This is a genomic window from Pseudomonas sp. MDT1-17 (assembly GCF_054898105.1).
In genome coordinates, this window is record NZ_JBUBVM010000001.1 from 5,548,439 (window position 1) to 5,566,719 (window position 18,281).

Below are 18,281 nucleotides of genomic sequence, written 5' to 3' on the forward strand. Positions count from 1 at the left end.
AGCATGGCTATCAGTGTTTTCGATCTCTTCAAAGTCGGCATCGGTCCGTCCAGTTCCCATACCGTCGGCCCGATGCGCGCCGCTGCGACCTTCGCCCAGGCACTGATTGACCAGGATTTACTGGATGCCGTACGTCGGGTGGAAGTCCGCCTTTATGGTTCCCTTTCTGCCACTGGCGTCGGCCACGCCACCGACCGTGCGTGTGTCATGGGCCTGATGGGCGAATGGCCGGACAGCATCGATCCCACTTCCATCGACAGCCGAATCCAGACCCTGCGTGAAACCGGCGAACTGTCCCTGGCAGGCAAAATCACCATTGCCTTCAACTGGCAGAGCGATCTTCTGCTACTCGACGAGAGCCTCCCCTACCACCCCAACGCCATGTCCCTGACGGCCTTTGGCGAAACCGGTGAGTTGTCGGAGCAAACGTATTACTCGATCGGCGGTGGTTTCATCATCGAAGCGGCCGAAGCCGAATCCGGCATCGCGCCCACCAGCGATGTGGTGCTGCCGTACGATTTCTCGAGCGCCGCCGAATTACTCAAGCTCTGCAACCAGCACAGCCTGCGCGTTTCCGAGTTGATGATGGCGAATGAATTGGCCTGGCGCAGCGAAGCCGAAATCCGCCAGGGCCTGCTGCACATCTGGTCGGTGATGCGCGAGTGCGTCGAACAAGGGATGCGCCACGAAGGCATCCTGCCGGGCGGCCTGAATGTTCCGCGCCGCGCCGCGAAATTGCACCGCAGCCTGCTGGAAATCGGCAAGCCGAATGTCATCACCTCCACGCTGTCGGCCATGGAGTGGGTCAACCTGTTCGCCCTCGCCGTGAACGAAGAAAACGCGGCGGGCGGTCGAATGGTTACGGCGCCTACAAACGGTGCGGCCGGGATCATTCCTGCAGTGCTGCACTACTACATGAAATTTAACCCGGACGCGTCGGACGATGACGTCGTGGCGTTCTTTTTAGGCGCTGCGGCCGTAGGAATTCTCTGCAAGAAAAACGCTTCTATCTCCGGTGCCGAAGTCGGCTGTCAGGGCGAAGTCGGCTCGGCCTGTGCCATGGCCGCCGCCGGGCTGGCCGACATCCTCGGTGCCACACCGGAGCAACTGGAGAACGCCGCCGAAATCGGCCTGGAACACAACCTCGGCCTGACCTGCGACCCGGTCGGCGGGCTGGTGCAAGTGCCGTGTATCGAACGCAACGCAATCGCCGCCGTGAAGGCGATCAATGCCACGCAAATGGCCCTGCGCGGCGACGGCAAACACTTCATTTCCCTGGACCGGGTGATCCGCACCATGCGCGATACCGGCGCCGACATGCATGACAAATACAAAGAGACTTCACGGGGCGGCTTGGCGGTGAGCTGGGTGGAGTGCTGAGGAGCACTCTCTGACCGTTTCGCGTGAGCCCGAGCAAGAACAATAACGAGGCCCAAAACGATGACCGATGTACGTACACCCGCTGCCGATAATCCTGCTGTAAACCTCAAACGCGACACTGCAACAGCCACCAAGGGCTGGAGCAAACACGACACCACCTGGATGCTTGGCCTCTACGGCACAGCGATTGGCGCCGGCACCCTGTTCCTGCCGATCAACGCCGGCGTGGGTGGTTTCTGGCCATTGCTGATTCTGGCGGTGCTGGCGTTTCCGATGACGTTCTTCGCCCACCGCGGCCTGACCCGCTTCGTGTTGTCCGGGCGTTCCGGCGACATCACCGAAGTGGTGGAAGAACACTTCGGCATCGGCGCCGGCAAGCTGATCACGCTGCTGTATTTCTTCGCGATCTTCCCGATTCTGCTGGTGTACAGCGTGGCGCTGACCAACACCTTGAGCAGCTTCATGGAGCATCAGCTGCACATCGCACCGCCTCCGCGGGCGATTCTGTCGCTGGGCTTGATCCTCGGCCTGATGGCGATCGTGCGTTGCGGCCAGGGCGTCATCGTCAAATGCATGAGCGTGCTGGTTTACCCGTTCGTCGCGGCGTTGCTGCTGCTCGGTTTCAGCCTGATCCCGAACTGGAATGGCGCGTTCCTCGCCACCGCCAGTGAAGGGATGCCGATGCCGTTGTTCTTCAAAACGCTGTGGCTGGCGATCCCGGTGATGGTGTTCTCGTTCAACCATTCGCCGATCATTTCCGCCTTCGCCGTCGATCAGAAACAACGCTACGGCGAACAGGCCGAACCCAAGAGCAGCGGCATCCTCGCCATCGCCCACGCGATGATGGTGGTGACGGTGATGTTCTTCTGCTTCAGCTGCGTGATGGCCCTGTCCCCGGCTGATTTGGCCGCGGCGAAGGCGCAGAACATCTCGATCCTGTCGTACCTGGCCAACCACTTCCAGACCCCGGTCATCGCTTACGCCGCACCGTTGATTGCGCTGGTGGCGATCACCAAATCCTTCCTCGGCCATTACATCGGCGCCAGCGAAGGCTTTCAGGGCCTGATCGTGAAAAGCCTGCGCGGCCGTGGCCGGGTAATGGCTGCCAGTTCGCTGAACCGCGTGACCGCAGTGTTCATGATCCTCAGCTGCTGGGCTGTGGCAACCTTCAACCCGAGCATCCTCGGCATGATCGAAACCCTTGGCGGGCCGATCATCGCGTGCCTTTTGTTCCTGATGCCGATGTACGCCATCCGCCGGGTGCCGGCCTTGCGCCAGTACTCGGGTCAGGTCTCGAACGTGTTCGTGGTGCTGATCGGTTTGATTGCACTGTCTGCGATCATCTACTCATTCATGCCCTGAAACGGGCAGACAAAAAGAAGGCGGGCATCGGTGCCCGCCTGTTTTTTGCCGCGTCTATTGTTCGACCATTTTTCCGGCACGCCCCTTGCTAGACCCACGTAGGAGCTGCCGAAGGCTGCGATCTTTTGATCTGCGCTTTTAAAAGCAACATCAAAAGATCGCAGCCTTCGGCAGCTCCTACGCGATACGCAAGAAAGTAATGAACAGGGAATGCCGATGGTCTGGTATTGCGAACCAACCCGATCATGGCCGGTCAACAACTGCACGTTCAATCAGGCGGTGACGCATCATGGACAACCCTTTTCAGCTCATTACCGATGCCTTTGCACCGGATTATCAGATCAACCTGAGTATTCAGGGTCTGGATGGCCGCATCATGCTGACCCTCTCCAACAGCGGCCGCGTGGTCGCCAAACGGATGATCAGCGCCGAACAACGTAATGACCCCCAGCGCCTCAAACGCCTGGTGCAAAGCATTCAATTCGGCATCGCCATCGAACAGGGCCACAGCGCCGTGGCCATCCTTGAAGCGATGACCGACGGCAACAATCACACCCCGCCACCGCCGCACGTCAAGGGCCACAGCCGGCCAGCCATGAGGCTTTAAATCTCGCCCTTCTCCACGTCGGGATGCTCACCGGAACCCGCACCGACCTTGCGTTGCGGGTGCTCGATCTTCACCGAAGGGAATTGCGACGAGGCGTAACGCACCACCAGAATTGCAAACGCCAGCAGCAATATCCCGCCACACAGGTAGATGATCCCGACATCCGGCGGGTTGTGGTGCGAGACGTTGGAAATCAGCAGCCGCGTCAGCGCCGTAATCGCCACGTAGATCAGGAAGCGCACCGGCATGTGGTTGGTCTTGAAGTAAATCCCGACCATCGCCCCCAGTTCCAGGTAGATGAACAGCAGCAAGATGTCATCGATCTTGATGTGCCCCTCTTCGATCATCCCCAAAAACTCCATCACCGCCGCCCACGCGGTGACTGCACCGATGGCGAACAGCGCCAGGTAGTGGAAGGTCTCGACGAACAGGTTGCCCAGGGACTCGGCCAGTTGGTGCACGTTCTGCCGCAGGTTCTCGGCCCAGTTGATTTTCACGATGATTCTTCCTTAGCTCGGTTCGAGCGGATGATGCGGGTTTGACGTGACGGTTGTTCTGCATGCAGAAAAAAGGCCAGAGGCGCCTGCCACATGATGGCGAGGTGCTCTAAAACGCGCTCCGTGGCGTTTGGTCGCACCCGGTGGGGCTGATCTGCCTGACAAACCCTGATTTCGGTCTACATTAAAAAGCCACTACCCAAAGCGCAGGGATTCGCTTATCCTTTTCGCTGTATATAAATACAGTGGTCGAATAAGACAACTTAATGTGAAGGCATGTGAGGTGGTGAATGGCCGTCGAAGTGGTATACCGCAGCAGCCGAGATCTGGAGCGCTTGTTCATGGATAAAGCCGAAGCTGACCGTCATGACAAAATGCTCGAACTGGCCGAGTTGCTGGCTGAAGTGTTGCAAAAAGCCGTTCCGTCCTTGACCGAACAGCAAGTGGAAGAAGCCGGGATTTACATGGCGAAGAATCGCGATGTGTTCGCCAAGGCGTTCAAGAGCCAGCCGGACGCGTTGTCCGAATTGCTCAATGCGCCTGCTGAAGTCGTTGAAAAAGCTGTACCTGTTGAAGCGCCTGCACCTGTTGAAGTGGCGGACGCTGAGCCGACCAAGCCAGCGAAAGCCCCCAAGGCTGCCAAGTAAGCAACACCCGAATTGAATAGGCCCTGAGTCAAAAGACTCAGGGCCTTTTTCATGCCTGCGAAAAACCTAAGCTTCAGGTTGTTCCAGCGCCTCGACCAGCGCCTTGAAGAACCGCGCCGCCTCACCGCCCGTCACCACGCGATGATCGAAAGTCAGGGACAGCGGCAAGACCGGATGCACCACCACCGCGCCATCGACCGCCACCGGTTCGTCACGAATCGCGCCAGCGGCGAGGATTGCCACTTGCGGCGGTACCACCACCGGGTTGGCGTAGCGACCGAACAAGGTGCCGAAATTCGACAACGTGAGGGTCGCCCCCATCATTTCCTTGGGCGGAATCGAGCGCGCCTGCACATCGGCTCTTAATCGCATGACGCCTTCCTTCAAGTCAGCCGCGGTGCGATGACCGACATCGCGCAGCACTGGCACAAACAGGCCGTCCGGGGTGTCCACGGCGATGCCCAGATCGAGCCGTTCGTGCTGTTTGAGCGACAGGCTTTTACTGTCGAAGGCGCTGTTGAGCACTGGCTCCACGGCGCACGCTGCCGCCATCGCCTTGGCGAGTCGAATCAGTGGTTCGCGTGCCTGACCCCAGCGATGCAGATCGGCGTCACCGAAAATCGTCACCGGCACGACTTCGGCGTGGGACCGGGCCATGTTCAGCGCCATGCTGCGCCGCACCCCGCGCAACCGTTCGCCGCCGAAGCGCTCGCGTTCAGTGTGAGCCGCGTTTTCCACATCACTGCGGGTGATCAGCCCCTCGTGGCCGGAGCCCGTCAACCCGCTCAACGCCACCCCGAGTTGCCGAGCCAGTTGCCGCACGGCCGGGGTGGCGCGGGTCGCCAGATGCTCTCGGGTCGAAGGTGCGGCACCGATAAAAAACGAATCCTCCTGACGGCTGCCGCCGCCTTCGAGCCGCCCGACCACGGTGCCCGCATCGGCTTCACCTTCGTAACCGAGCAGCGGTTCACCGACGTGAATAATGTCGCCCTCGCCGCCGTAGAGTTTTGCCACCACGCCGTCATAGGGTGCAGGGATATCCACCAGCGCCTTGGCCGTTTCCACCGACACCAGCAGTTGATCGGCCTTGACGGCATCGCCAACGTTGACGTGCCAGTGGACGATTTCCGCCTCCTGCAAACCTTCGCCCAGATCCGGCAGTTTGAAATATTTCATCGCGGCCTCCTTGGATTGGGTTCAAGCGAAATGCAGCGCGTTATCGCAGGCCAGCAAAATGTCCTCGACGTTGGGCATGTACAGCGATTCCAGTCGATACAGCGGCGGCGGAATGTCCGGCGCGGTGACTCGCTGAATGGGTGCCTGCAAGTCCAGCAACACCCGCTCGTAGAGACTCGCAGCGATTTCCGCACCGACGCCACAGGAGCGCGGTGCCTCGTGGACGATCACGCAGCGACCGGTCTTGCGCACCGAGGCTTCCAGGGTGTCGAGGTCCAGTGGCTTGATAGTCGCGACATCGATCACTTCCGCCGAGACGCCCCGTTCGGCCAATGCGGTGGCGGCTTGCAGGGTTTCCATCACACAGGCGCCCCAGCTGATCAACGTGATGTCACTGCCTTCGCGCAGGGTGAAACAGCTGTCCAGCGGCAGGCGTTTGCCATCGTCCAACAGAATTTGCGGGTTCATGCGATAGAGCCGGGTCGGTTCGAGAAACACCACCGGATCAGGGTCATCGATGGCCGCGAGCAACAAGCCATAGGCCCGGGCCGGCGATGACGGAATCACCACCCGCAGACCTGGAATGTGCGCGAACAGTGCTTCAGTGCTTTCGCTGTGATGTTCTGGCGCCCGAATCCCCGCGCCCATCGGTGTGCGCATGACCATCGGGCAAGTGATCCGCCCGCGTGTGCGATTACGCATGCGGCTGGCGTGGGACACCAGGTGCTCCATGGCCGCATAGATGAAACCCATGAACTGGATTTCCACCACCGGTTTCAGACCTTGGGCGGCCATGCCGACCACCAGTCCGCCGAGCATGGTTTCGGCCAGCGGCGAGTCAATCACGCGCTTGAAGCCGAAGCTGTCGCGCAGCCCTTGAGTCGCGCGAAACACGCCGCCGTTCACCCCGACATCTTCACCGAGGACGATGACGTTTTCGTCTTCGCTCATGGCCCGATGCAGCGCCAGGTTCACCGCTTCCAGCAACGTGACTTTGCCATTACTCATGGCTCGAATCTCCCACGCGGCGCGCCGCCCTTTCGAGCAATTCTTCACGCTGCCCGGCGAGGGACTCCGGCCATTGGGCGTAGACGTAATCCATGACCGATTCGGGTGCCTGAGTCCCCGCTGCTTCGAAGTTATCCACAGCACGCTGCACCAGGCCCTGGCATTCGCTGATCAGCGCCTGCTCGCGGCCTTCATCCCAGACGCCCTGCCCGACCATGAAGCGTTGCAGGCGTTTGACCGGTTCTTCGAGCCAGGCCTGCTTGACCTCGTCCGCCGGCCGGTAGCGCGTGGCATCGTCGGCGGTGGTGTGGTCGCCGAGGCGGTAGCTCAGGCATTCCAGCAATACCGGGCCTTTACCGTGGCGTGCCCGTTCGAGGGCCGCTTGTACCCGGTCGTAAACCGCGAGCATGTCATTGCCGTCGACCTGTTCGCCGTGGAACCCTGCGCCGATGGCTTTCTGCGCCAGGGTCGGGGCGCCGCACTGAATCCGTCGTGGTACCGAGATCGCCCATTGGTTGTTGTTGACCACGAACACCACCGGCAATTGCCAGGCACCGGCAACGTTGAGGGCTTCGAGGAAATCGCCTTTGCTGGTGGCGCCGTCGCCACAGGTGGTGACGGCGACCCGATGTTCGCCGCGGATTTTAAAGGCGCTGGCGACGCCGCAAGCATGCAAGGCCTGGGTGGCAATCGGTACACAGATCGGAAAGTCCTGAGCCGCCGCCGGTTCGGCAAAGTCGCTGCCGCGCTCGTCGCCACCCCAGTACAGGAGGATTTCTTCCATGCGCACCCCGCGCATCAACTGCACGGCGGTGTCACGGTAATACGGCACCAGCACGTCTTCGGCGTGCATCACGCTGCCGACGGCAACGCCAATGGCTTCCTGGCCCAACGTCGGCGCATAAGTGCCGATGCGCCCGGTGCGTTGCAGGGCGACAGCTTTCTGATCAAAAAGACGGGTCAGGACCATCTGCCGATAGAGGCGCGTCAGCACATTGAAATCGTCGGCCCAGGCAGGAAGATCACCGAGCAATTGGCCGTCAGGGGATAAAAATCGGGTGTAAGGCAGCTCAACCTTGTGAAGCATCCTTGGGGCTCCTGGCACGCCTCGTCAGCGTGCGTCAGTCAAGCCTGATGCGTGTGGCGCCAGGCCTTGGGAGCAAGTCTGCCGGATAGGCCCTCACTCCTTCATCGGTTCACGTCATCGATACAACACTTTCTCCGCCAATTCGTCTGCCACTCGGGCCGGCGAGCGTTTTTCCGCCTGAGCATGGGCGAAGACTTCGGTCAGCCGTGAACTGATTTTCGACAGGTGCGCGGTGATGGTCGTGAGCTCTTCGCCGCGGTGTTTGAGCGAAACGTAGATCAGCCCGCCGGAATTGATCACGTAATCCGGCGCATACAGAATGCCCCGCCGCTCCAATTGATCGGCGACTTCCAGATGGGTCAATTGGTTGTTCGCCGAACCGGCCACCGCTGCACAGCGCAGTTGCGTCACGCTGTGGCTGTTGAGCACGCCACCCAAACCGCAGGGCGCGAGGATGTCGCAGGGCGTACTGAGCAGCGCGTCGTTGGCAATCGGGTGAGCGCCGAGTTGCTCCATCGCCAGTTGCACTTTGCCGTGATCGATGTCACTGACCAGCAGTTCGGCTCCGGCGGCGTGCAGCTGTTCGGCGAGGGCAAAGCCGACGTTGCCGAGCCCTTGAATCGCTACGCGCAGGCCTTCGAGGTTATCGCTGCCCAGTCGGGCCATGGCGGTGGCACGAATGCCGGTGAACACCCCCATCGCCGCGTGCGGCGCAGGGTCGCCCGCCGAGGTGGTGCTGGTGACGTATTGGGTTTGTTGAGCGATGCAATCCATGTCCGCCACGGAGGTGCCACTGTCGATGGCGGTGATGTAGCGGCCGTCGAGCTGATTGATGCAGCGCCCGAACGCTTCGAACAGTGCGGCACGGTTTTCCACATGGACCGGGCGAATAATCACCGCAACGCCGCCACCCTGGGCCAGGCCGGCCAGTGCCGCCTTGTAACTCATGCCTTGAGCAAGGCGTACCGCGTCCTCGACGGCGGACTCGTCGCTGGGATAGGCAAGGTAACGACACCCGCCCAGGGCAGGTCCCAGACGGCTGTTATGGATGGCAATCACCGCCTTCAACCCGGTGACCGGGTCGACGCTCAGATGCAGCGATTCAAGGCGAGTGCTTTGCATGAGAGCGAACATTGCAGGGCTCCCGAATGACGACTTGTAGTCGCCAGTATAGGCTTGCGCCCAAAATTTGCAGAAGCGCACGGGAATAAGCGACGCCGCCATGCAGACTTTCAGACATAACCTGTAACCGCCTATGTGCGGCACTGGACGAATGCCGAAGACGGGGCTAAAACGAGGCATCCCCCGGAGAATTTGATGACCCCGCGCCAACGCTTCTTCGACTGCTTGCAACGAACACCGCCCGCGCTGTTCGAGGCGGCGCTGTGGATTGCTGTCGAGCACGACACCGAGGTGAATCCAGAGGCGTCGCTGGCAGACTTCAAGAGCCTGCAACATCGCGTCAGTTATGGCTTGCCGATGTTGCCGGTGAGCGAACTGGCCCAGCCATTGTTACGTCGTATGAATGACCTGGGATTTGCCCAGGACGACTTCACGCCATTACGTGCGCAAGTCGCGCTGATCAATCACGTGCTGGAACGCAGGCGTGGGCAGCCGCTGAGTCTGGGGATAATTGCCCTGGAACTGGCCAAAGGTCTGGAGATCCCCATGGTCGGGGTCAACTTCCCCGGGCATTTCCTGCTGCGGGTACCGGGCGCCGATCACTTGCTTGATCCCTGCGGTGGACGCCGGTTGTACCCCAACGATTGTCGGGAATTGCTGCAACGCCAATACGGCCCGAACGTGAAGCTCGGCGCCGAGCATTTGCTCACTGCCGAGCCGGTGCAAATGCTGCAGCGGCTGTCGCGCAATCTGCGTCAGTTGCACGTTTCTCACGATGACTACATCGGCGCCCTGATCGACGCCGAACGGGTGCTGGAACTGGGCAACGCCAGTGCCGCCGACTACCTGGCCCGGGCCAGCCTCTACCAACGGCTGGACTGCCCGAACGCCGAGCGCTTTGACCTGGAGCATGCATTGCTGCTCAGTGACGACCCGATCCAGCGGATTCGCCTGACTGAGCGGCTGGGGCATTTGCCGCCTAACTCCATCGTCCATTAAAAGCAAAAGATCGCAGCCTCGTTTCACTCGACAGCTCCTACAGGAAATCGCGCCCCCAGTAGGAGCTGTCGAGTGAAACGAGGCTGCGATCTTTTGATCTGATGTTTTTAAGGGGTATCTGGCTGGTTCGCCGGATGCGCCTTGATGAACGCCGGATGTGTGGCCGCCAACGCCGCTACTCGACGAATCCGTGGATACGCCTCAAGTGAAAGGCTGAAGCGCTCGGCCGCATACAACTGCGGGATCAGGTAAACATCCGCCAGCCCAGGCGTCGGACCAAGGCAATACCCCTCATCGCCGATCAACTGCTCCACCGTCGCCAACCCTTGGCTGATCCAGTGCCCGATCCACTCCACCACGTGCGGTTCATCGTGCCCCAACTGCCGCAGCTTATTGAGCACGCTGACGTTGTGCAGCGGATGCACATCGCAACCGATCACCGCCGCCACGCCACGCCCACGAGCGCGAGCGGCGAGGTCTTTGGACAGCAGCGGCACCTGTGGATAACGTTCCTCCAGGTACTCGATGATCGCCGGTGACTGGATCAACAGTTCACCCTCGTCAGTGCGCAAGGCAGGCACCCGGCCTTGCGGGTTAACGGCGAGATACGGCGGCTGTCGATGTTCGCCACCTGGCGGCGCGATCAGGTTGATCGGCAGCGCCTGGTAATCCAGCCCCTTGAGCGCCAGCGCGATACGCACCCGATAGGACGACGTCGAACGGTAGTAGGTATAGAGTTCCATGACCCGATCCTCTTAGCGCGCCGGCGATACTTTGCCGCGGCATTCGCCAAAACCGATGGAGGCAAATCCGTCGCGGCTGCAACGGGCGCGCAGGATGATTTCGTCGCCGTCCTCAAGGAACTTACGCACCTCGCCCGATGCGAGTTCGATCGGCTTTTTACCGCCCTCGGTGATTTCCAGCAGGCTGCCGAACTGACCGTTTTGCGGGCCCGACAACGTGCCCGAACCGAACAGGTCGCCGGCCTGCAACTGGCAGCCGTTGACGCTGTGGTGCGCGACCATTTGCGCCACGGTCCAGTACATGTGTTGGGTGTTGCTCAGGGTCAGGCGATGGGCCGGCAGGTTCTGCTCGCGCATGGTTTCGGTGAGCAGCAGCACTTCCAGTTCGATGTCGAAGGCACCAGCGGCCTGATCGCGTTTGTCGAGCAGGTACGGCAGCGGCTGCGGATCGCCTTCCGGACGTGCCGGTTGAGCACGACGGAACGGCTCCAGCGCTTCGGCAGTCACCACCCACGGCGAGATGCTGGTGATGAAGCTTTTCGACAGGAACGGCCCCAGCGGCTGGTATTCCCAAGCCTGGATGTCCCGCGCGGACCAATCGTTGAGCAGGCAGAAACCGGCGATGTGATCGGCGGCGTCACCGATGGCGATCGAGTCGCCCATGTCGTTGCCCTGACCGATCCAGATGCCCAGTTCCAGCTCATAGTCCAGACGTGCGCACGGACCAAACGTCGGCTCGGTCTGGCCGGCAGGCAGGGTCTGGCCTTTCGGACGACGAACGTCAGTGCCGGACGGGCGAATAGTCGAGGCGCGACCGTGATAACCGATTGGCACGTATTTGTAGTTCGGCAGCAGCGGGTTGTCCGGACGGAACAGTTTACCGACGTTCTGCGCGTGCTCGATGCCGACGTAAAAGTCGGTGTAGTCGTTGATTTTCGCCGGCAAGTGCATCTCGCAATTCGCCGCCAGTGGCAGCAGTTTTGCGCCTTGGGCTTCGATTTTGCCGTGCAGGGTGCTGCCTTCTTTGAACAGTTCGAGCAAGCGTTCGCGCAAGGCGACGCGAGCCTCGCGGCCCAGTTCGAAGAACGCATTCAGCAGACCGCCACGGGTGGCTTCGACTGCCGCTTTTGCCGCACCGTCAAACAAACCCGCGTCAAGTGCTGCTTCCAGATCAAAGATATGTTCGCCAATGGCCACGCCACTGCGCGGCGCCGAACCCTTCACGCTGAACACGCCCAGCGGCAGGTTTTGCAGCGGGAAATCGGTATGGCCGTTGGCGGAGGCAACCCAGCTACGAGTGATGGAAGTCTGAGTCATGGGTTATCTCCGGGTCGGGTCGAAAGTGGCGGGCAACGTGGCCCAGCAGGCATCGTAGTTGTTTTGCAGTTGCGGGCAATCGAGCGCGAAACGGCTCGGGCGCAACACCTGGCTGGTCTCGAACATGAAGGCCATGGTGTTGTCGATTTTCGCGGGCGAAAGTTCGGCGTTGATCGCCTTGGTGCAGGTTTCGCCGTCCGGGCCGTGGGCGCTCATGCAACTGTGCAAGGACGCGCCGCCGGGCACGAAGCCTTCGGCCTTGGCGTCGTACTCGCCCTTGATCAGGCCCATGAATTCGTTCATCAGGTTGCGGTGGAACCACGGTGGACGGAAGGTTTTCTCGGCGACCATCCAGCGTGGCGGGAAGATCACGAAGTCCAGATTGGCCAGACCGTGGACGCTGGTTGGCGAGGTCAGGACGGTGAAGATCGACGGATCCGGGTGATCGAAGCTGACCGTGCCGATGGTATTGAAACGACGCAGGTCATATTTGTACGGCACGTTATTGCCGTGCCAGGCGACCACGTTCAGCGGCGAATGATCGAGCTCGCAACCCCACAACTGACCGAGGAATTTCTGCACCAGCGTGGTCGGTTGTTTGAGGTTTTCGTAATGGGCGACCGGCGTCAGAAAGTCCCGCGCATTGGCCAGGCCGTTGCTGCCGATCGGCCCCAAGTCCGGCAGGCGCAGCGGCGCACCGTGGTTTTCGGCGATGTAGCCGCGGGCTTGTGGGTCGAGCAGTTCAACGCGAAATTTCAGACCGCGTGGCAGCACGGCGATTTCCAACGGCTCCAATTCAAGCACGCCCAGTTCGGTGGCGATGCGCAGACGCCCCAATTCCGGCACCAGCAACAGTTCGCCGTCAGCGTTGAAAAACACGCGCTCCATGGAGCGGTTGGCGCGGTAGCTATAGATGCTGATCCCGGCCGGTTTTTCCGCACCCGAGTTGGCGGCCATGCTCACCAGCCCGTCGATGAAATCGGTGGGTTCGCTCGGAATATCCAGCGGGTTCCAGCGTAGACGATTGGGGGTCACTTCCCCCAACGGGCCGCCGGCCAGTTGCCGATCCAGTTTGATGAATGCAGGGTGATTGGCCGATGGCTGAATGCGGTACATCCAGGTGCGCCGCGATTCACTGCGGGCCATGGTGAACGCGGTGCCAGAGAACAATTCGGTGTAGAGACCGTACGGGGCTTTTTGCGGGGAGTTCTGGCCGACGGGCAGTGCACCGGGCAACGCTTCACTGCTGAATTCGTTGCCGAAGCCGGACTGATAAGCCAGCGCGGGCGCCGTTGAATCGAGGTTCATGGAGCCTCCTGAACAGGGAGTAGGCAATGGCCTGTCGCTCCATTCAAGAGGTCTCGGCACGCCCGGGTTATTTTTATCGTAATTAGATTACGCATAACGTAATTTGATTGGTATTGACCGTCAAGCTATAAAGACGCCCATTCGTCCCGGGATCAAACCGCCTCCATGGAAACGCCGCGCAGCAACGATAAACAGAAAGTCCGCTCGGCCGAGGTCGGCACTGACATCCTCAAGGCCTTGGCCGAGTTGTCACCATCGACTTCACTGTCGCGCCTGGCTGAACACGTACAGATGCCGGCCAGTAAGGTTCATCGCTATTTGCAGGCACTGATTGCCAGTGGTTTCGCTGAACAGAATGCTGCCACCAACCATTACGGTCTGGGCCGCGAGGCCTTGCGCGTCGGTCTCGCCGCACTCAACAGTATGGACGTGCTGAAAGTCGGCGCCCTGCCCCTGGCCGAGCTGCGCGATGAACTGAACGAAACCTGCTTTTTGGCGGTGTGGGGGAATCAGGGCGCAACCGTGGTGCATATCGAACCGGCAGTCCGCGCGGTGACGGTGGTGACGCAATTGGGCTCGGTGTTGCCATTGCTCAGTTCATCAACAGGTCTGGTGTTCGGCGCGTACTTGCCCAAACGCGAAACCGTGGACTTGCGCGAGCAGGAATTGCAAAGCAGCTTGCCCCATGCGCTGGCGGACGATCAAGCCTATGCAGCGTTGTGCGAACAGATCCGCGAACGAGGTCTGCATCACGTGCATGGTTTGCTGATGCCGGGGGTCGATGCGTTATCGGCTCCCGTTTTCAATGCGGTCGGGAATGTAGCGGCGGTCATGACCATTGTTGGCCCGGCCTCATTGTTTCACGCAGACGAAAACGGCCCGGCGGCGCAGCGGTTGCTGGCGGCGACGCGGGCCGTGAGTTGGCGGATGGGGTATCAATCGACGAGCCCAGCTGAACTATCCCAATAGCCCCATCCCCTTGGCCTTCGCGACAGCCTGGGTCCTGCGTTCAACGCCTAATTTCCCGTGAATGCGCCGAGCATGCGTTTTGACGGTGTGTAGCGAAATAAACAGCTGTTCGGCGATTTGTTGATTGGAATTACCCAGCGCAATCAACTTGAGCACTTCAACTTCGCGCTGACTGAGCGGGTTGTTATCACCCGCCTGCTCAATGCTTTCAAGACAACGTTCGGTAACGCCCAGAGCCGGCATCAAATCAGGCTGACGCAGTTGCAACTCGCGAAGAGCCTGTCGAACGCCACAGCGATCGACCAGGCTCAAGCCCCTGACTAAAGACGCCTTGGCGCCCACCGAATCGCCGTTCAACCATGCAATTTCGGCCCCGGCGAACAGCAGTTCGACTTCCAATGCCAGCATGGCCGATCGTTGCGACTGTTCGAGCAAAGGTGTGAGTTGACTCATCGGGTCTTTGGCCTGGTGCAGATACACCTGCGCCAACACCAGCAAGTATTCAATCCGCGCAATCAACATCAATGTCGCCGGTGGTGCCAGCCGCGCCAGTGGACCACGGTAGTGGCGCAGCACCCGGCTGAGCGCTTCATGAGCCAGTTCGGGGCGGCCCTGCTGTAGCCAGATTTGACTGCTGATTTGCAACAGCACACCGCGGTAAACGGTGTCGGGAATCTGCCGCTGCTGCATCAAGCGTTCGGCATCGCGTAGATGGACAAACGCTTGGGCGTAGTCGCGTCGATTAGCCGCCAGTTGAGCTTGACCGAGAAAACCGTAAAGCACGCGTTTGTCGTGGCTGCGCAGGCAATCCTCCAGCCCTGTCTGAAAGAATGCCTCGGCGCGCTCGTCGTGCCCCTGACACAAGGCAAGTCGACCGCGACGCAGCGCGATTCGCCCCAGCAACGGAACAGGTCGCTGAGCATGCTGACTCAGCAATTCAGAAATGTTCGCGAGCAAGCTTTCGGCACGTTGAGGCGCCCCGCGTTGCTCCAGCAATTGCGCGTGATCAAGCTCCAGCAACCCTTCGAATACCAGCGAGCCTTGCGCTCGCGCCAGGCACAACGCCTCACGGTTAATGGCCTGCGCTACATCGAGTTCGCCCCGTAACAGAGCCTGTTGCGTCAAACCCGACTGGCACATCAAGCGCACGGGCCAGAGATCAGGAGCGAGCACGATCAGCGCCTCGAGGAAATGCGCGCGCGAACCCTCCATGCGTCCCTGCAAATGCAGTAACCAGCCTTGCTGGGCCTGCCAGCGCGCGATCAATTGCTGCTGAAGGAACGCCGACGGCTGAGGGGTGAATCGAGACAGATGTTCGATGCAATCGGCCGCTTGCTCGAATCGACCGGCAAACAGCAAGGCTGCGGTGATCAGTCCCACCAGTTGTGGCGACCCGAGCATCAGCTCCTCGCCCTGTTGCTCATGCAAACGCAACAACAGCACTACCGTCTGTTCCTCGAACAAGTGCTCGAAACTGAAATGCTGCAACAGGCTGACCGCGACCTCGAACTCTTCAGCCAGCAGCGCTTGTTCAAAGGCGGCTTTCCAATCGAGTTCGGCCGCAAACCACTGGCAGGCAAGACGATGCCATGAGCGTCCCGCCGGCCATTGCTCTTCGCGCATCAACTGAGTAAGCGGGGGGAAAATCTGCAGCCAGTCTGCCGAATCCTGCCAAGGCTCTATAAAGCAACCCAGCTCCTGCAATGCCTGCAAGCATTGGGCCCCCTCACCCGCGCCAAACAGGTGGTCGCAAAGCCTTGCATTGAAGCGCGGCAAATGCGCGAGCACGCGCCAGGCTTCCGCCTGCTCTGGGGTGAGCGTGGTGAACAGTTCGTGCTCCAGGTAATCGAGCAAAGTGTTTGTTCGCCCCCGTAGCGTGTTGTTTGACCAGTCACATTTTTGCAGCAGCGCAATCCGTACACCGGCGCACCAGCCGCCACTGCGCTGGATGATCTTGCCAGCGACGGTGTTCGCATCCGTGGGTGGCAGGTGGTGCAACAGCCTTGCGACTTCAGCTTGATTGAACGCCAGCGTGGCGCGCTCGCACTCGTACAACTCATCATCGAGCAGCAAACGCGGCCAGTTGCATTGCGGGCGACGGCGGGCGCCCAACCACCAGGTCAACATCGGGCTGCTGACCGTTAGCATGCGATCCAGCAGCAGGTCCAACTCGGGGTTCGGGACGCGGCAATAGTCATCGAGAAACAGCCAGGTCGCCGTCTGTGACCGCGCCAGATACTCCAGCAACGCGGGCTCATCCGACGAGTTCAGCCCCAGCGCCTGAGCCAACCGCTGCCGAAAATCGACCACATTGATCGGCTCTCCCACCAACGGCAACCAACAGACCTGACACTGCGCGGGCGCCTGCAACAGGCACTCGGCGAGCAGCGCACTCTTGCCACTACCGGCAGGCGCACAGAGCAATTTCACCCGCGCCGTCGATGCCAGTAACGGTTCGATCAACCGGTCGCGAGACAGGTGGTGGGAAGACAGACGGGGGAGGTGTCCAGGACGATCCAGACACAGCGTCGTGGCGGTCATAGTGGTGCGCCTTTTTATAGTTGTGGCGCCACCCTAGCCCTCTCTTTGCAGCTTGTTGAAGAAGTATTCAACACACTGATCGGCACCTATAAAAAAGGTGACCACGAGGTCACCTTTTTGTGTAGGAGCCTGTAGGACTGATTACCTCACCCCTGTACTCCGCAAGGCTGCCGGCGTGTAGTCCCCTGCTTTGGCATCGATGTTGAATTCGAAGCTGCGCCTCTCCTCGTTCTTCATCCCCAACGCAATGTAGCGACCGGCAATGAGGTCATACAGGGCTTCGACCGTATAGGCCGGAACCTGGTGATCGTAGTAGAACTGAGCGTGACCTTCCGCGACGCGCCACAGCTGACCGCGACCGTCGTAGTGATCGGCCAGCGCCACCTGCCAGCTGTCTTCGTCGATGTACATGTGACGCTTGGCATACACGTGCCGCTCGTTCGGCTTGACCGTGGCCACGATCTCCCAGACCCGGTGCAACTCATAGCGGGTCAGATCCTGATTGATATGCCCGGCCTTGATCACATCGGTGTACTTGAGGTTGGGCGAGTCAAGCTTGTAGCTGTTGTAAGGGATGTACATTTCTTTCTTGCCGACCAGCTTCCAGTCGTAGCGATCCGGTGCGCCGGAAAACATGTCGAAGTTGTCGGTGGTGCGCAGCCCGTCGGACGAGGTCCCCACGCCGTCATAGGCCACTTGAGGCGCACGGCGCACACGTCGCTGGCCCGCGTTGTAAATCCAGGCCTTGCGCGGTTCGTTGACCTGATCGAGGGTCTCGTGAACCAGCAACACGTTACCCGCCAGGCGCGCAGGCGCGGTGACTTCCTGCTTGAAATAGCTGAGGACATTTTCATCGCTGCCCGGTTTAAAATCACCGAGCAACGAAGGTACCGCAACCTCGTCCTTGAATCGGATAACGGTGAAATCACCATTGGACTGAGGCGTTGCCTGGGTGATGGTGCGACGCAGGTTCCCGCCGTGATAACGGGTGATATGGTTCCAGATCACCTCGACACCGTTCTTCGGAATAGGAAAGGCGTAATAGCGGTTGCCGGTGAAATTGGCCAGACCGTTACCGTCGTTGATCGGCGTCACATTCAGGGCGCTGCGCTTGGCCGACTCATTGATGTCCGCTGGTACGGCCACGGTACGGTGGGTTGGATAAACCGGGATCTTGTAGGTCTCGGGGTAGCGCTTGAACATCGCTATCTGGCCATCGGAGAGCTTGTCCTTGTATTTGTCGACCGTCGCCGCGGTGATGGTGAACAGCGGCTTTTCATTGGCAAACGGGTCAGCCAGGAAACCTTTACTGTCCACGGCACCGGCGTTTTTCGGGATGCCTCCGGTCCAGGCCGGGATCGAGCCATCGGCATTGCCGGCCTTCTCGCCGCCCAACGGCGTAAGGCTGGTGCCGAGTTTGTTCGCTTCTTCCGGCGACACCGTCGCCATCACGTTGGCAGCCAACAGGCTCAGGGCCAGGGCACCGCATTGCAGAATCATCTTGCGCATTAAAGTCAT

At 60.4% G+C, this 18,281-nt stretch carries 15 protein-coding genes and 1 pseudogene; 6 read left to right on the forward strand and 10 right to left on the reverse strand.

Annotation, left to right across the window (positions count from 1 at the left end; translation table 11 throughout):
* Window positions 1–3: 3 nt before the first annotated feature.
* The 3 genes from ACYZTX_RS25650 (at window position 4) to ACYZTX_RS25660 (ending at window position 3,349) form a co-directional block, all read left to right on the forward strand.
* Window positions 4–1,380 (forward strand): L-serine ammonia-lyase, encoded by a 1,377-nt coding sequence (locus tag ACYZTX_RS25650; RefSeq protein WP_462036388.1) that lies wholly within the window; start codon window positions 4–6, stop codon window positions 1,378–1,380.
* Window positions 1,381–1,440: 60 nt separating this feature from the next.
* Window positions 1,441–2,742: a serine/threonine transporter gene (locus tag ACYZTX_RS25655; protein WP_462036389.1), complete on the forward strand. Its 1,302-nt coding sequence runs from the start codon at window positions 1,441–1,443 to the stop codon at window positions 2,740–2,742.
* A gap of 289 nt (window positions 2,743–3,031) precedes the next feature.
* A complete protein-coding gene (locus tag ACYZTX_RS25660; protein WP_462036390.1) occupies window positions 3,032–3,349 on the forward strand; it encodes a DUF3509 domain-containing protein in 318 nt (105 codons plus the stop codon).
* Here ACYZTX_RS25660 and ACYZTX_RS25665 read toward each other — a convergent pair.
* The gene (locus ACYZTX_RS25665; protein WP_462036391.1) at window positions 3,346–3,846 is read right to left on the reverse strand and encodes a phosphate-starvation-inducible protein PsiE; all 501 of its coding nucleotides are present in this window, start codon (window positions 3,844–3,846) and stop codon (window positions 3,346–3,348) included. The two genes, ACYZTX_RS25660 and ACYZTX_RS25665, sit on opposite strands and share 4 nt — an antisense overlap.
* A 290-nt stretch (window positions 3,847–4,136) precedes the next feature.
* On the opposite strand from ACYZTX_RS25665, the pseudogene ACYZTX_RS25670 reads away from it, so the two are divergent.
* Window positions 4,137–4,391, forward strand: a pseudogene (locus ACYZTX_RS25670) (YebG family protein); the annotation flags it as partial.
* A gap of 168 nt (window positions 4,392–4,559) precedes the next feature.
* Here the strand turns inward: ACYZTX_RS25670 and ACYZTX_RS25675 are convergent.
* The 4 genes from ACYZTX_RS25675 to ACYZTX_RS25690 all read right to left on the reverse strand — a co-directional run bounded on the left by ACYZTX_RS25675 (window position 4,560) and on the right by ACYZTX_RS25690 (window position 8,898).
* The gene (locus ACYZTX_RS25675; RefSeq protein ID WP_462036392.1) at window positions 4,560–5,669 is read right to left on the reverse strand and encodes a dihydrolipoamide acetyltransferase family protein; all 1,110 of its coding nucleotides are present in this window, start codon (window positions 5,667–5,669) and stop codon (window positions 4,560–4,562) included.
* Window positions 5,670–5,690: 21 nt separating this feature from the next.
* Complete coding sequence (locus ACYZTX_RS25680; protein WP_462036394.1) at window positions 5,691–6,677, reverse strand: alpha-ketoacid dehydrogenase subunit beta; 987 nt, start codon at window positions 6,675–6,677, stop codon at window positions 5,691–5,693.
* Window positions 6,670–7,764, reverse strand: a complete 1,095-nt coding sequence (pdhA, locus tag ACYZTX_RS25685; protein ID WP_462036395.1) for a pyruvate dehydrogenase (acetyl-transferring) E1 component subunit alpha — start codon at window positions 7,762–7,764, stop codon at window positions 6,670–6,672. The genes ACYZTX_RS25680 and pdhA overlap by 8 nt, the downstream gene beginning before the upstream one ends.
* Before the next feature lie 114 nt (window positions 7,765–7,878).
* Entirely contained in the window at window positions 7,879–8,898 is a 1,020-nt protein-coding gene (locus tag ACYZTX_RS25690) for a Glu/Leu/Phe/Val dehydrogenase family protein (RefSeq protein WP_462036396.1), read from the reverse strand.
* Between the two features lie 183 nt (window positions 8,899–9,081).
* Here ACYZTX_RS25690 and ACYZTX_RS25695 point away from each other — a divergent pair, with 183 nt between their 5' ends.
* Window positions 9,082–9,885, forward strand: coding sequence for a SirB1 family protein (locus ACYZTX_RS25695; protein ID WP_462036397.1), 804 nt, complete (start codon window positions 9,082–9,084; stop codon window positions 9,883–9,885).
* Between the two features lie 107 nt (window positions 9,886–9,992).
* Here ACYZTX_RS25695 and maiA read toward each other — a convergent pair whose 3' ends face one another.
* The 3 genes from maiA to hmgA are packed head-to-tail and all read right to left on the reverse strand — an operon-like array spanning window position 9,993 to window position 13,253.
* A complete protein-coding gene (maiA, locus tag ACYZTX_RS25700; protein ID WP_462036398.1) occupies window positions 9,993–10,628 on the reverse strand; it encodes a maleylacetoacetate isomerase in 636 nt (211 codons plus the stop codon).
* A 12-nt stretch (window positions 10,629–10,640) separates the two neighbouring features.
* Window positions 10,641–11,945: a fumarylacetoacetase gene (gene fahA, locus ACYZTX_RS25705; RefSeq protein ID WP_462036399.1), complete on the reverse strand. Its 1,305-nt coding sequence runs from the start codon at window positions 11,943–11,945 to the stop codon at window positions 10,641–10,643.
* 3 nt (window positions 11,946–11,948) lie between these two features.
* On the reverse strand, window positions 11,949–13,253 hold the full coding sequence (gene hmgA, locus ACYZTX_RS25710) for a homogentisate 1,2-dioxygenase (protein WP_462036400.1): 1,305 nt from the start codon (window positions 13,251–13,253) through the stop codon (window positions 11,949–11,951).
* 165 nt (window positions 13,254–13,418) lie between these two features.
* Here hmgA and ACYZTX_RS25715 point away from each other — a divergent pair, with 165 nt between their 5' ends.
* Window positions 13,419–14,222, forward strand: a complete 804-nt coding sequence (locus tag ACYZTX_RS25715) for an IclR family transcriptional regulator (RefSeq protein ID WP_462036401.1) — start codon at window positions 13,419–13,421, stop codon at window positions 14,220–14,222.
* Here the strand turns inward: ACYZTX_RS25715 and ACYZTX_RS25720 are convergent.
* Window positions 14,211–16,763: a LuxR C-terminal-related transcriptional regulator gene (locus ACYZTX_RS25720; protein WP_462036402.1), complete on the reverse strand. Its 2,553-nt coding sequence runs from the start codon at window positions 16,761–16,763 to the stop codon at window positions 14,211–14,213. The genes ACYZTX_RS25715 and ACYZTX_RS25720 overlap by 12 nt on opposite strands.
* A 141-nt stretch (window positions 16,764–16,904) precedes the next feature.
* Window positions 16,905–18,272 (reverse strand): DUF1329 domain-containing protein, encoded by a 1,368-nt coding sequence (locus ACYZTX_RS25725; protein WP_462036403.1) that lies wholly within the window; start codon window positions 18,270–18,272, stop codon window positions 16,905–16,907.
* Between the last annotated feature and the right edge of the window lie 9 nt (window positions 18,273–18,281).

What these genes read in the sequence shown, in the direction of transcription:
- ACYZTX_RS25680 (WP_462036394.1), bottom strand. Translation starts at nt 6,677, where the DNA reads ATGAGTAATGGCAAAGTCACGTTGCTGGAAGCGGTGAACCTGGCGCTG.
- ACYZTX_RS25650 (WP_462036388.1), top strand. Translation starts at nt 4, where the DNA reads ATGGCTATCAGTGTTTTCGATCTCTTCAAAGTCGGCATCGGTCCGTCC.
- ACYZTX_RS25725 (WP_462036403.1), bottom strand. Translation starts at nt 18,272, where the DNA reads ATGCGCAAGATGATTCTGCAATGCGGTGCCCTGGCCCTGAGCCTGTTG.
- ACYZTX_RS25715 (WP_462036401.1), top strand. Translation starts at nt 13,419, where the DNA reads ATGGAAACGCCGCGCAGCAACGATAAACAGAAAGTCCGCTCGGCCGAG.
- ACYZTX_RS25690 (WP_462036396.1), bottom strand. Translation starts at nt 8,898, where the DNA reads ATGTTCGCTCTCATGCAAAGCACTCGCCTTGAATCGCTGCATCTGAGC.
- ACYZTX_RS25660 (WP_462036390.1), top strand. Translation starts at nt 3,032, where the DNA reads ATGGACAACCCTTTTCAGCTCATTACCGATGCCTTTGCACCGGATTAT.
- pdhA (WP_462036395.1), bottom strand. Translation starts at nt 7,764, where the DNA reads ATGCTTCACAAGGTTGAGCTGCCTTACACCCGATTTTTATCCCCTGAC.
- hmgA (WP_462036400.1), bottom strand. Translation starts at nt 13,253, where the DNA reads ATGAACCTCGATTCAACGGCGCCCGCGCTGGCTTATCAGTCCGGCTTC.
- ACYZTX_RS25720 (WP_462036402.1), bottom strand. Translation starts at nt 16,763, where the DNA reads ATGACCGCCACGACGCTGTGTCTGGATCGTCCTGGACACCTCCCCCGT.
- fahA (WP_462036399.1), bottom strand. Translation starts at nt 11,945, where the DNA reads ATGACTCAGACTTCCATCACTCGTAGCTGGGTTGCCTCCGCCAACGGC.
- ACYZTX_RS25695 (WP_462036397.1), top strand. Translation starts at nt 9,082, where the DNA reads ATGACCCCGCGCCAACGCTTCTTCGACTGCTTGCAACGAACACCGCCC.
- maiA (WP_462036398.1), bottom strand. Translation starts at nt 10,628, where the DNA reads ATGGAACTCTATACCTACTACCGTTCGACGTCGTCCTATCGGGTGCGT.
- ACYZTX_RS25675 (WP_462036392.1), bottom strand. Translation starts at nt 5,669, where the DNA reads ATGAAATATTTCAAACTGCCGGATCTGGGCGAAGGTTTGCAGGAGGCG.
- ACYZTX_RS25655 (WP_462036389.1), top strand. Translation starts at nt 1,441, where the DNA reads ATGACCGATGTACGTACACCCGCTGCCGATAATCCTGCTGTAAACCTC.